Here is a 13,747-nt window from a genome sequence, read left to right as displayed (position 1 = left end):
GCTAAATTTCACTTAATTCGACACCTGGCTTGGAATACCAAGCAAGCGCCATTTTTGGGGAGATGCAAATGACAGACATGAATGATTATGATGACGACGTTGAAGATTCAATCGTTGACGATGATGAAGCAAAAGCAGCTGAAAAAGGCGCAGCAGATAGCACAGAGGTCGTGAATGATACCGATCTTGCAGAAGCTGAAACCTTGACCGTCACTGCAAAGTTAAAGAAACGTCAGGCACTTGAAGATGAAATTGCGGCTTTCCTTGCCAATGGTGGTCGTATTGTTGAAGTCCCAGCAGATGAATCAGTAGCCAAAGAATAAGTTATTGATTGACTTGCCTCTTATAAAAAACACCACATCAATTGTGGTGTTTTTTTTGCAAATCAAAACGTGATAGAAAATCTAGAACATTAATCGTTTGCCGAAGTCAGTTCTAAAGCACGTTGATAAGCGACTTTCTTTTTGATACCTGTTAAATCTGCTGCCAACTGTGATGCTGCTTTGACCGAAAGGTCCTGTAACAAACGGTTCAATAATTTATCCAGTTTTTCCTGATCCAGATCTTTTTCTTCGATGGCACCACCAATCACCAAAACAATTTCGCCTTTTTGCTGATTGTGATCATTGGCAATGAATTCGACCAGCTCACCTAAGGTCATTTTCTTGATAGTTTCAAAAGTCTTGGTAATCTCACGCGCAAAACCGACCGGGCGATCTGCTCCGAAAACGCTGGCCATATCTTTAACGGACTCCAGAATCCGGTGCGGTGCTTCATAGAAAATTAAAGTCTGGGTTTCATCTTTCAGTTTTTCCAGATTCTGTAGGCGCTGACTTTGTCTGGATGGCAGAAAACCTTCAAAACTGAAACGGTCACTCGGCAAGCCGACTGCACTTAAGGCAGCAATAGCCGCACAAGCACCAGGTACAGGAATCACGCGAATATTATGCGCTTGTGCAGCACGGACAAATTTAAAACCAGGGTCGCTGATCAGGGGAGTACCAGCATCACTGATCAGGGCCATATCTTCGCCATTGAGTAGGCGCTGGATTAGTTGATCAATCTTGTTGCTTTCATTATGTTCATGGCAAGCGGTCAGAGGTGTTTGAATATTAAAGTGTTTAAGCAACTGTGCTGAAGTTCGTGTATCCTCAGCAGCAATAAGACTCACCGACTTCAACACCTGAATTGCACGATAACTAATATCATCTAAGTGCCCGATTGGAGTCGCAACAACAAATAACTGAGCACTCATAGGTTTCTCCATGTGGAATAAATTGAATAATAAAAAATGGAAGATTAAAAATAAAATATTGGGCTTGTGTTTAGTCAGCTACATCAGCAGCGTACAAGCAGAAGTGTTGATTATTCTACCCGAATCCGGACCTTTGGCGCGAGCTGCATCGAGTATCAAACAGGGATTTCTCAGTGCCTATGCGACGTCAGGACAAAAAGTTTCACTGAAATGGGTCAATTCCAATCAGAAAAATATCTCCCAACTACTGAAACAGCATGTCAATAAAAAGACCAAAATGGTGGTGGGTCCATTGGCACGTAGCGATGTGGAACAACTACTCAAGAGCAAACCTAAAGTACGTACCCTCAGCCTGAATGATGTAGCAGGGTCATCACCGCAAGTCTGGCAATTCAGCCTGTCCAAAAAAGAAGATGCTGCTGCCTTAAAAACCTTATTGCACAAAGATGGAATTCAACAGCTGCTGATTTTACGCCAGCCGGGCAGTGAAGCTGAGCATGAACTGTTGCTGATGTCATTGTTCAGTCAGAGTGATCTGAAATTTAAGATCGTGAACAAGGCGCCCATTTTTTTAATGCCGAAGCAGGGGCTGTTATTCCTCGGCAATGCAGAAGGGCTGGCTACTATACCGGAATTAAGCCGTAAACGGATGTATACCGTAGCCAATGCGATCAGCGAGCAGCACAAGCTGCCACAAGGGATCAAGTTCTGTGATGTTCCGGTACTTTATCTGGCTGACTGGCCGGATGTTCTGCAGGCTTATGTCAAAGAGCCGGTGGATATGTCCTATCAGCGGCTGATTGCCTTCGGTGGCGATGCCTGGCAGATCACCCAGCAGTACCTGTCACAACCGCGTTCACAGAATATTGAATTTCAGGGTAGAACTGGCCGGATACAGATCAGTGAAGACAGCATTCAGCGCAGTCCACAATGTTTCCAGTACAGTGGCACAGGTGTCAAGCTGTTATGAGAGAAAGAGGAATGCTACGACAGCAATTAGGTGCATGGGCGGAGCAGCAAGCGGCCCAATTGATGCAAAACCATGGATTTCAGTTCCTGGCAGCCAATTATCACAGTCGCTATGGCGAGCTGGATCTGATTCTGGTGCGTGATCAGGAACTGGTCTTTGTGGAAGTCAAAGCACGTGCGCAAACCCGATATGCGCAAGCGATCGAGTCTATTTCCAGAGCAAAACAGGGAAAGATGCTCAAGACTGCGATGTGCTTTATTCAGAAAAATCCACAACTTGCACACTATTACTATCGTTTTGACGTGATTTGTTTTGATTTTAAACAGCAATTTGCAAAAACCATACAGCATGACTTTTCGCAATACCCTTATGATCTGGAATGGATTGAAAATGCTTTTACTTTTGATCAAGAGTTTATTAACCTTTGAACAAAATAAGGTCTAAAGATGCTTATATTTGCTTCAAGATCATTGTAAAGTTCAAGCAGAATTGACATGATCTGAGCTTGAAAACAGATTATTAGATTGAAAAAGACGTAATAAAATGAAGGAGTCTTGCTGAGTGGTTAAGCGTATTGCAATAACAATGCTGTGTGTCGCAAGTTTATCAGGTTGTGCCAGTTTTATTTCCAGCGGCACAGGTACGGCTCCTGTAGGAACTGAAAGTGGGGCGCGTACCTTGGGGCAGGTATTTATTGATTCCTCAATTGTCCGTACTGCAAAAATTAATCTTTATAAATTGGATTCGCGCTTTAAGCAGGCCCGGGTCAATATTGAAAGTTTTCATGGCAATGTCTTATTGACCGGTCAGGTGCCGGATGCCCATTTAAAGCAACTGGCTGAAGACAATGTCAAATCCATGAGTGATGTCAAAGCGGTACATAATTTTATTACTGTAGGCAATCAGATCAGCTATAGCACCATCATGCAGGATACTGCAGTGACTGCAAATACCCGTGGCTTGATCATGAAAGCGACTGTGGTGGCGGATAGCAAGGTGCATGTGCATACTGAAGATGGCGTATTGTATGTAATGGGGCGTTTAAACGGTGCCGAGATTGCTGACCTGAATCAGGTGCTACAACAGGTGGGTAATGTCACCAAAATTGTGACCTTGATCGATAATGTTGAGCAATCCTCAAGTCTGGCCAATCAGAATTTTGCCGCACCGGCATATGCGCAGCCGGGTATTGAACAGACGCCGGTTGCCATTGATCCTGATACGGTTGAACCGACCTATGAACCATAAGGTCGGCCAGTTTAAAACCCAGCTCTCACAGCGTATTTTGCAGTTTCAACAACACTATCAAGATTTCCGGTTATACGATTTTGGCAGTTATGCTTTAAATCGTTTAACCCCGAAACGGGGTTATACGGTCGAAACCCAATTGGCCTATGGCCTGAAATCCCGGCAACGCTTTGACCTGTTTCGGAGTCAGCAGCCTTTGCTCCATCGTCCCCTGATTGTTTTTGTGCATGGCGGTGCCTGGTTACATGGCGATAAAAAGGATTATCAGTTTATTGGCGAGGCTTTTGCCAAAGAAGGTTATGACGTGGTGGTAATGAATTATCATCTGGCACCACAACATATTTTCCCAACTTATATTCATGATCTGCATTTGTTACTGAATCATTTGCAGCAGTCGGCTAAGCACTTGCAGATCTGTGCTGATAATCTGGTCCTGATGGGACATTCTGCCGGGGCCTTTAATGTCATGTCTGCCTTGTACCATCCGCAATCTGCCAGTATTGACCACGGTCAAATTCGGGCGATTATTGGTCTGGCGGGGCCTTATCATTTTGATTACAAAAATGATCCGATCTGTGCCGATGCATTTGATCAGGCGGTGCCTTATCAGCAGGTGATGCCTTATTATTTTGTTAAAAATAGCTCAATCCGGCATTATCTGTTTATTGCCGAAAAAGACAAGATTGTTGGGCATTTCAATAGCCAGGATTTGGACCGTGTACTGAAAGAGAAGGGCAATCATAGCCATCTGATTCAAATTCCGAAACTTGGTCATATTACGATTGTGGGTTCACTCTCCAGTTTGTTTAGCCGGTTTTTCCAGACCAAGGCACAGGTGCTTTGGGCGCTCGAGGATGCATTTAAATCCTGAGACTGATATTTGGTTTAACCAAGCAATAGATAAAAAAGAATCCAGGGGAGATCACCCACTGGATTCTTTTTTAAGCCGTTAAGCTAAATCTTTCGAGTGCAGATTTATAGCCAGGTCTTGGTGTCGTCTGCGACTGCCGTACCTTGAGTGACATGCATGATCATGGCATGGGCAATACTGCCTTTAAACGGAATTTCCGGCAGCTGATCGAATTTAAAGAATTGCGCATCGCTAATTTCCTCTTCCTGCAGCTGTAGCTCACCGCCAGCATATTCTGCCTTGAAGGCAATCATCAGGTTGCTTGGGAAAGGCCAGGGCTGGCTGGCCAGATACTGAATATTCTTGAGTTGCAAACCGACTTCTTCCAGCGTTTCACGACGTACTGCGTCTTCCAGCGTTTCACCCACTTCAACGAAACCGGCAATCAGTCCATACATCTGGCTTTTGGTATTGCGCGCATTTTTGGCCAGCAAAATCTTGTCTTTGCCTTTGGTAATAACGGTAATTACGCAAGGCTGTACCCGTGGATATTGACGATAGTTGCAGGATGGGCAGACCATGGCATATTCAACAGCATGCGCTTCAGTCGCTGTGCCGCAATGACTACAGAATTTATGGTTACGACGCCATTCTAAAAGCTGCACCGCACGACTGGCCTGTTCAAATTGCTGGGTATTCCAGAACTGTAACAGCTGACGGATGGGAACCAGTTGCAAGCCTGCAGGAATTGGCTCATCGGGAAGAAGATCACGGGCAATCACCTGATCACCCGTGTGGAGTAGCAAATCACTTGCTAAGGCTTCAACCCGTGGAAGTTGAAAGTGTTGATCGACCAGCAGTTGCTGTTGTTGAAAAATATAAGCAAGTGATAATTTGGACATTAGGCAACTATTTTGAGTTTCTCACTACTGTCCAATGCTACCTGAAACATCGCCTGTAATACAGGCTGTTTGTTCTTTAAGTTATCAATCATCATGTCGGCACTGGCCAGGGTGTCTAAAGCACGATGAATTTCTTCCCGACTTAATGCAATCGACAGATCAATACGGTTCTTGATGAATTCTGCAGTGGTGGTGAACGCAGTACGAACATGTTCTGCATTCAGGAACAGCATCGCGCCGCCAATCTCGCAAAACTGTACAGGAACAGGTTCGAGGGCAGTCAAGTCATGATCTTGCAGGTAATTGCTGAGAATCTGGCTAGAAAGCTCGATCAGGGCCTTGGTTTCTGTGAGTAAAGCAGCGTGTGCTTCATCCAGACGGTCCAGAGAAATATTCATGTTGTTGACGCGCAGCTGCAAGCGGCTCGAAGTGTGATGACGTTCCAGTACGCCAATCGAGTTCATGGCAGACAGAATGACATTCATCAACTGCTGGGCAAAGCTGGCATCCTGCATAATCTCGGGCTGGCTCAGTGAAGCAGCCTGACGGGTCAGGTCATGATAGGCTTCATTCAGGTTCAACACCTTGAAGATATTGGCCAAACTATTCAGTTGAGCCTGTAATTCCTGAGTCTTTTCAGGCGTCATATTCTGATAGTTGAACTCGATGTCATTACGAATCTGTGCCATTTCCGTGGTCACCAACTCGCTGATGGTATGCATGGTTTCAAAGTCAGGACCATACAGGTGGCGACTGAAGACCTGTAATTGCATATCGGTCAGTAGGTCATCGCCAACATTGAGCTGGCTACGGATAGATTGCGCAGTTTCATCTTCCTGACTGATACACAGGCTAAGAATATTAGCTAAATCTGACAACGAAGCCTTGAAGCTGTCTGCTGAGCTAAAATATTGTGCCATGTTGCGTTCAATGCTCACCAGTGTGCGTAGACGTGGTTCATTAATCAGCAGGTGCTCAATATTGTTTAACGCGACATATACCAGATTCCAGTACTGCTTGCTGTCATGTTGTTCTGCAAGTCCTGCCAGATAAGCCCCCACCAGTTTGATGGCTTGCAAATCCAGTTCACTTTCTTCCTGATTGATCAGCTTGTTTAGTGACAGCTTATACAGGCGATGTACATATTGGGATTTTTCCAGACTTGGTGCCTGTGGCAACGAAAAATCAGGGGTGACGCAATCCAATAAACCTTCTACATGCTGGCCTTCAGTCGTCAGTGGCTTACCCAAAGCCAGTTCCAGACGGTTCAGGGTATCCAGCAAAAACTGTGGAATTTTCACTTCACGCAGACAGATGAATTCGATATAGCGTTTCAGCATAGTGGTGCCTTCACTCAAGGCGATCACTTCTTGAGTATTGACCTGCGCCGGATTCCCCATAATCTTGCGCATCAGTTCTGCTGAATATTGAGCGACTTTTGCCAGACTGGACATGTCGATGAGTGCCAGAACCTGGGCGCATTGTTCGAACTGATTTAATGCATCATCAATACCAAAAGGTAAAGTCTGGTCTTCTACCAAGGTGCTTACTGCTGATTCGACTAACTTGATCGAGTTATCAACCTCATTTTTTATTATCAGTAAAGCTGTTGGATCAAAATGTATAGAGGTTTGGTAAGACATGATCTGCACCTTTCCTGGAGTATTATCTATATATGAGCCCCACTTTAAACTACGGGGCCTCTTTGTATTTACTATAACTGAAGAACGATAGTTTTAAACCTAAAGTATCCCCGGAAATGTAGATTTTATTTCGCGAAAAGGCAAGCAGTTCCATGTTTTTCTTCGAATTGTTTGACCCAATTCTCATGTTCTTGCAGTTCCTGTTCTGACGGAAGAATTACCGGTAATTCAATTTCAACTCTGGCCATCCCTGAGCGGCTGTTCTGGTCTTCAGACTGAGACAGGGCATCGATATCAAAAGACACCTGTCCACCGGTCATCGCCAGATAAACATCCGACAGGATTTCCGCATCAAGCAAGGCACCGTGGAAAGTACGGTCGCGTTGTGGAATCTCGTAACGGCGCACTAAGGCATCTAGCGAGTTTTTCTGACCGGGATGCTTGGACTTGGCCAGTGCCAGGGTATCGGTGACGTCACAGACTTCGGAGAGCGTTTTAAAACCTGCGCGTTTGAATTCCATATCCAGAAAGTTCATATCGAAGGTCGCGTTATGCGCAATAATTTCCGCGCCGTGTAAATAGTCAAACAGCACTTGAGAAATTTCTTCAAACAGCGGTTTGTCTTGCAGGAATTCGTCGGTGATCCCGTGGACATTGACAGAATCACCGACCGGTGTTTTCGGATTGATATAGATATGAATCGAGCTGCCGGTCAGTTTGCGGTTAATCATTTCTAGCGCGCCAACTTCAATAATCCGGTCACCATCCTGATAATAAAAACCGGTGGTTTCGGTATCCAGAATCAGTTGTCGTGGGCCATGCAGCTGTAGCTTTGCTGGTGTAATGACAATTTGCGGATGTAGCTCAGTCGAGGCAGATGATTCTGAAGATGAAGCATCTTCATTGCTGTCCGTTGCTAAAACTTCAGTCTGTACAATTTCTTCAACCATCACTTCAATGATGGTTTCGGGCAGTTCTTCCAGCTCTTCTTCTTCGCTCTCGGCCAGATCCAGGCCGAAAGGATCATCTAGCAACCAGTCGGGTTCAGATTTTTTTTTATCTTCAGACATTGAAGGGCTTTGCTTGGATTTTTTCAGGGTTTCATCAGCACCCAGGTTGGCCAGCTGATCGGCCATTTCATTGCCCGGATGTCCAGCATGACCTTTGACCCAGTGCCATTCGATCTCACGTCCCTGACAGACTTCATCGAGTTTTTGCCAAAGATCCGGATTTTTGACATCTTTCCAGTTTTTCTTTTTCCAGCCATGAATCCATTCGGTAATGCCTTGTTTGACGTACTTGGAATCGGTATAGATCACCAGTTTGTCTTGCTTGTCACAGAACAGAATCCCTTCAATCGCAGCCGTCAGTTCCATGCGGTTATTGGTAGTATGATCTTCACCGCCATAAATTTTGTGTTCTTGTTGGCCATTAACAATGTACGCACCCCAGCCGCCTAAACCCGGGTTGCCGCGACAGGCGCCATCAACATAAAGTGTGATAGTGTGTGACATAGATTAAATCCGATCAAAATAGAACAAGCTGGAAGGCTTATTGTATAGCGCAAATGCAGTCGATCAATCTATATGTCCGGGATTTTTTAATTTCTTGTAACATTTAACGTGAAATCGCGGTAAATTATTGGCTTGAGTCTTCGACATGCTTCACTACAATGGCATATCTAAAAAATAAATTTATATACGAGTTGTTTGGATTTCTTTATGTATAAACCAACCGCAATTTTGTGGCAGCCGACATTACCTACATTTTTAAAATATTCTGTACTGGGAACTGCACTTGCTTCCCTAGGACTGACGGGCTGTTCATCTACACAAAGTGCGACCCAAACAGCATCAAGCAAGCAGGTTGGATCACAATATCTGGATGCCAGCAGTCTGGATGGACTGGAAGATTTACTCTCTGCAACGGATATGCGTGCAGTCGAAGGCGACCGTTTACAGATTCTGAAACATGGTGATGTCTGGAAACGCATGACCGTGGGTTTCAAGATGGACTTAAGTGTCTGGAATCCGCGGATTGATGCGCAGCGTGGCTGGTTTATTTCACGTCAGCCTTATCTGGATCGCTTAAGTGCGCGTGCATCACGTTATTTATATTACACGGTAAAAGAAGCAGAACGCCGTGGTATGCCGACCGAGTTGGCGCTGTTACCGATTATCGAAAGTTCTTATGATCCGGCTGCGACCAGTAGTGCGGCGGCGGCAGGTTTATGGCAATTTATTCCAAGTACCGGCCGTATTTATGGTTTAAAGCAGACCTCATTATACGATGGTCGCCGTGATGTAGTGGAATCGACCCGTGCAGCCTATGAATTTTTAGGCAGTCTGTATAACCAGTTTGGTTCCTGGGAATTGGCGCTCGCTTCTTATAATGCCGGCCCAGGCCGTATCCAGCAGGCAATTAACCGTAACAAAGCCGCAGGTCTGCCCACCGATTATTGGTCATTGAAACTACCACAAGAAACCATGAGTTACGTGCCACGTTTCCTGGCGGTTGCACAAATTATTAAAAATCCGGGCAGTTATGGGGTGAGTTTGCCACCGATTGCCAACCGTCCGCATTTCCGTGAAGTGCCAGTGGGTGTTGCCAGTTTAAATGAAATTGCAGCGATTACCGGTTTGAGCCGTGCAGAACTGTATCAATTAAACCCGGGTCATCGTGGTGATCATATTGATCCTGCAAGTCCGCGCCGTATTCTGATTCCAGCTGACCTAAGTCCTTCAGTCGATGAAAAGCTAAAAAAATTATCCGGTTCAGGTGGTTTATGGGCGAGTAACACGAGCAGCCTGCCGCGAAATACGACGACAGTGGTGCCCACCAGAGCTGCACCGCCAGAATTAAATACCAAAACGATTACACCTTCTAAACAGACTCCGCCAGCGGTTGTTAGTAATCAGCCTGCAACGACTGTTGCTAAAACAACGACTCCGGCTAAAGCTGCAAGTACGCCACCTGTCGTCACAGCAGCGGTAAGTACCGCGACAACGGCAAATACTGTAACGCAGACTACGAAAAAGATTTCGACGCCTAAAGGCTCATCTGCCTTGGCCAGTTTTGCGGCACAAAGTGATTTGCCGATTCCAAGTGCGCCGCGTATTCCGGTAGCTGTAACACCTGCAGCGCCAGCGAAACAGATTCAGGTCGAACCACCGATTTCGGCAGCTGAGCGTCAGCAAGTTGAGCAGGCGGTCATCGCACAGGATATTCAGAAAACTGTAGATGAAATTCTGCAGCCTGTCGCAACACCGGCAGAACAGGCCCAAGTGGTTGAAGAGCTGAAAGCATTGGCGCCGGCAGGTACAGAAATTGTTGATCCTTATGATGGCAAAATCAAGCTGACTGCCATTCAAACCAGCCTGTCTGTGGCTGAGCAGCAAGGCAAAGAACTGACAAAAGGCTTCTCTTATCCAAAAGAAGTTGCTGACAATACCACTGCGAATTCGGTTGAAGCCCAGCTGAATCAGGGCAAAAATTACGTCAAGACTGATTCTGAAGTGGTGGTGGTCGCTCCAAAAGGCAAACGCAGTACCTATAAGGTGTTACCAGGTGATAATCTGGCAATGATTGCGGCTAAAAATGGCGTGAACTGGCGTGATGTGGCGAAATGGAACCAGATTGATCCAAATTCTCCACTGTATGTGGGCACCACCATTTATCTGTATGATGCCAAACCTGTACAGGAAGCCAGTAAAGCCAAAGAAAAGCCGGAAACTTATGTCGTTCAGGCCAATGATTCTCTGACCAGTGTAGCGAATCAGTTTGGTTTCAGTGTGAAACAACTGGCTGATTTTAATGGACTGAGTACCAATAGCGGTCTATTTGTTGGGCAAAAGCTGTCACTGAAAGAAACGGTTGCCTCTAAATCTAAAGCTGAAGAGATTAAAAAAGCTGAAACTGCCAAGGTTCAGACCAAATCTTATACGGTGAAACGCGGTGAGTATCTGAAACTGATTGCCGATCGTTACGGGCTTTCAAATACCGAACTGGCATCATTAACGTCGGGTCTGACTGCCGGTAGCAGTCTGATGGTGGGACAGAAAATCAATGTACCACTTCAGGAAGTTGAAGGGCTAACAACATCTAACCAGAAAACTGAACAGAAGTTTGAAAATGTTAAAGTCGATCAGACTGCAACTGAAAACTATCAGGTCAAACGCGGTGAAACACTGTATAGCATTGCCAGTCAAAGCAAGCTGAGTGTCTCTGAACTGGCTGCACTGAATGGGTTGTCTGCCAATAGTGGTTTACGTATAGGTCAGACCATCAAGATTCCAGCCGGCAGTCAAATCCCTGAAACCTATACGGTTCAATCGGGTGATACGCTGACCGGTATTGCCGCAAGATATAATTTGTCAATGGACCAGGTGGCGAGCCTGAATGGCATGTCACGTAATGCAGGTTTGCGAGTGGGGCAGCGTCTGAAACTGAGTGGTGACGTGACAGAACCGGTAAGTGAAGTGGTCGCGGAAACTGCGGTCAAGAATACAAAATCGGATTCGCATGTGGTGAAGTCAGGGGAAACCTTAAGCTCTATTGCACGTCAGTATCATTTACAACTGCAATATCTGGCAGATTTGAACGGCCTGAATACCAATAGCACAGTGCGTATTGGTCAGCGTTTAAAAATTGAGGGTGACTTTCCGACAGATAAAAAAGTTGAAGGCGTGAAAGTGGCAGCTAAGCCTGTAGCTTCTAAGGCAACTGAATCCTATACGGTAAAATCCGGTGAATCCCTGAATGTAATTGCCAGCCGTTTAGGCATAAGCGTGACCGACTTGGCTCAGTTAAATAATCTGAGTCCACGCGCAGGATTGCGTGTCAGTCAAACGCTCCAGATTCCAAAACTGGTGACAGATTATAAAGTCAAACGCGGTGATACCTTAATCGGTCTGGCTTCACGTTATGGTCTGAACAGCAATGAACTGGCGGAAATGAATGATCTCAAACCAAATACACAATTGCGTATTGGTGATGTGATTAAAGTGCCGAATTAATGAATGGATCATGAGATTCGCGCATTTATTTAAAACTTTCAGGTTGATCTGGCTAGCCCCGCTGCTCGTAAGTAGCAGTTGGGCAGCCCTGATCGCCACCCCATATATTGCACTACATAGCCAGCCGAAATATGCCCAGGCCAAATCCCTGCCTTATGCCAATCCGCAAGCACCGAAAGGCGGTACGCTGATTCTGGCAGCTGATGGCAGTTTCGATAATTTGAACAGCATGAATGGCAAGGGCAATGTCACTGAGGGGGGCAACTATATTTTTGACAGTTTGCTGTCCAAGTCACTGGATGAGCCCGGTGTGTACTATCCTTTGCTGGCGGAAAAAGTCAGTTTTGACCCCAAGAAAACTGCCTTTATTATTTTTCATTTAAATCCCAAAGCACGGTTTAGCAATGGCCAGCCGGTGACTGCACAAGATGTCAAATACAGTTTTGAGTTGTTTCAGACCCAGTCCAATTTTGGCCTGCAAATGTATCTGGCTGATTTAAACCGGCTGGAAGTCCTGTCACCTTTACAGGTCAAAATGCATTTTAAATCCGGACATAATCCGGAAATGGCGATGATTGTCGCGCAGATGCCCATTTATTCTAAACAGGAATGGCAAAAACGTAATTTTAAAGAATTGACGCTGAAACCGATGCTGGGTTCAGGGCCTTATGTCATTGAACACATAGATGCTGGACGTAGTATTAGCTACAAACGCAATCCCCGATACTGGGGCAAAGACTTGATGGTCAATCGCGGGCGTTATAATTTTGACCGGATCAAGTATCGTTATTATCGTAGTCCTGAAATCAAGTTTGAAGCTTTCAAGTCGGGCCAATTTACCTTGCATGAGGAAAAACAGGTCAACCGCTGGGTGAAAGACTACCAGTTTCCCGCCGTTCGGCAAGGACAGGTGCAGCGTTACCGCTTTCAGCATCACAACCCGATTCCGACCCAGAGTCTGATATTCAATACCCGCCGTCAGCCTTTTGCCGATATCCGTTTCCGCCAAGCCTTGAGTTTTGCCTATGACTTTGAATGGCTGAATAAAGCCATGTTCTATGGTGAATATCAGCGCCTGAACAGCTTTTTTTCCAATAGCGAGCTTGCATCTCATGGACGGCAAAGTGTTCAAGAACTGCATATTTTAAAACCCCATTTAAAGCAGCTTGATCCGGTTCAACGTCAGGCTGTATTGCAGGACTGGAAATATCCTCAGTCAGATGCCTCCGGTTTTAACCGGAACAATCTGTTAAAAGCCCGTCAATTGCTATTAAAGGCAGGCTATCGTTATCAACAGGGGAAGTTGATTAATGCTTCGGGTCAACCGGTACAAATTGAGTTCCTGTTGCATCAGGCGGAACAGCAGCGTGATCTGATGCCATATCTGCGTCATTTAAAACGCTTGGGCATTCAGGCCAGCATTCGTATGGTAGAAACCGCGCAATATTATGAACGGCTGCGGAATTATCAGTTTGATATGATTGTCGATACCATGCCGCAATCCCTGACACCGGGGCAGGAGCAGAAACAGTTCTGGGGCAGTCAGGCCGCCACGCAGCCAGGTAATTATAATTATGCCGGCATTCGAAATCCTGTCATTGATGCCATAATTCAGCAGGTGACTCAGGCTCAAAACCGTGAACAGCTGGTGAATAGTACCCGAGCATTAGACCGTTTACTGCGCGCAGGCTATTATCATATTCTGACTTATGGTACAGGTGAATACTGGTATGCTTACTGGAATATGTATCAGCAGCCGCAACGAAAACCTAAACTCTCCGCCGGGATTGATTACTGGTGGGTCGATGCGGCAAAGGCCAGACATGTGGCTGATTATTTCAAACAGCATTAAGCTCCAAGCCTA

The 13,747-nt window shown here is 45.6% G+C and carries 11 protein-coding genes; 7 read left to right on the top strand and 4 right to left on the bottom strand.

From position 1 onward, the window contains the following. Positions 1-68 precede the first annotated feature (68 nt). Positions 69-323, top strand: a complete 255-nt coding sequence (locus H0S56_RS09855) for a hypothetical protein (RefSeq protein WP_005246889.1) — start codon at positions 69-71, stop codon at positions 321-323. 89 nt (positions 324-412) lie between these two features. On the opposite strand, the gene rsmI is transcribed toward H0S56_RS09855, so the two are convergent. Continuing rightward, positions 413-1,255: a 16S rRNA (cytidine(1402)-2'-O)-methyltransferase gene (rsmI, locus tag H0S56_RS09850; RefSeq protein WP_195724960.1), complete on the bottom strand. Its 843-nt coding sequence runs from the start codon at positions 1,253-1,255 to the stop codon at positions 413-415. A 10-nt stretch (positions 1,256-1,265) separates the two neighbouring features. On the opposite strand from rsmI, the gene H0S56_RS09845 reads away from it, so the two are divergent. From H0S56_RS09845 to H0S56_RS09830, 4 genes are all read left to right on the top strand, one after another. After that, positions 1,266-2,225 (top strand): penicillin-binding protein activator, encoded by a 960-nt coding sequence (locus H0S56_RS09845; RefSeq protein ID WP_195724959.1) that lies wholly within the window; start codon positions 1,266-1,268, stop codon positions 2,223-2,225. An 11-nt stretch (positions 2,226-2,236) separates the two neighbouring features. Beyond that, complete coding sequence (locus H0S56_RS09840; RefSeq protein WP_195724958.1) at positions 2,237-2,653, top strand: YraN family protein; 417 nt, start codon at positions 2,237-2,239, stop codon at positions 2,651-2,653. 133 nt (positions 2,654-2,786) lie between these two features. Continuing rightward, positions 2,787-3,473, top strand: a complete 687-nt coding sequence (locus H0S56_RS09835; RefSeq protein WP_195724957.1) for a BON domain-containing protein — start codon at positions 2,787-2,789, stop codon at positions 3,471-3,473. After that, complete coding sequence (locus tag H0S56_RS09830) at positions 3,463-4,344, top strand: alpha/beta hydrolase (RefSeq protein ID WP_195724956.1); 882 nt, start codon at positions 3,463-3,465, stop codon at positions 4,342-4,344. The genes H0S56_RS09835 and H0S56_RS09830 overlap by 11 nt, the downstream gene beginning before the upstream one ends. Positions 4,345-4,448: 104 nt before the next feature. On the opposite strand, the gene nudC is transcribed toward H0S56_RS09830, so the two are convergent. From nudC to dnaQ, 3 genes are all read right to left on the bottom strand, one after another. Then, complete coding sequence (gene nudC, locus H0S56_RS09825) at positions 4,449-5,225, bottom strand: NAD(+) diphosphatase (protein WP_195724955.1); 777 nt, start codon at positions 5,223-5,225, stop codon at positions 4,449-4,451. Then, positions 5,225-6,868 (bottom strand): chemotaxis protein, encoded by a 1,644-nt coding sequence (locus H0S56_RS09820; RefSeq protein WP_195724954.1) that lies wholly within the window; start codon positions 6,866-6,868, stop codon positions 5,225-5,227. Before H0S56_RS09820 ends, nudC begins: the two co-directional genes overlap by 1 nt. Before the next feature lie 125 nt (positions 6,869-6,993). After that, positions 6,994-8,382 (bottom strand): DNA polymerase III subunit epsilon, encoded by a 1,389-nt coding sequence (dnaQ, locus tag H0S56_RS09815; RefSeq protein ID WP_195724953.1) that lies wholly within the window; start codon positions 8,380-8,382, stop codon positions 6,994-6,996. Between the two features lie 207 nt (positions 8,383-8,589). Here dnaQ and H0S56_RS09810 point away from each other — a divergent pair, with 207 nt between their 5' ends. Together H0S56_RS09810 and H0S56_RS09805 are read left to right on the top strand one after the other, a co-directional pair. Beyond that, on the top strand, positions 8,590-11,883 hold the full coding sequence (locus tag H0S56_RS09810; RefSeq protein ID WP_195724952.1) for a LysM peptidoglycan-binding domain-containing protein: 3,294 nt from the start codon (positions 8,590-8,592) through the stop codon (positions 11,881-11,883). A 10-nt stretch (positions 11,884-11,893) separates the two neighbouring features. Continuing rightward, positions 11,894-13,735 carry an extracellular solute-binding protein gene (locus H0S56_RS09805; RefSeq protein ID WP_195724951.1) on the top strand — a complete coding sequence of 614 codons (1,842 nt, stop codon included), beginning with the start codon at positions 11,894-11,896 and terminating at the stop codon, positions 13,733-13,735. The last annotated feature ends 12 nt before the right edge of the window (positions 13,736-13,747 follow it).

It is taken from the genome of Acinetobacter lwoffii (assembly GCF_015602705.1).
Classification (GTDB): Bacteria; Pseudomonadota; Gammaproteobacteria; order Pseudomonadales; family Moraxellaceae; genus Acinetobacter; species Acinetobacter lwoffii_E.
This window is presented reverse-complemented; position numbering and strand designations above follow the sequence as displayed.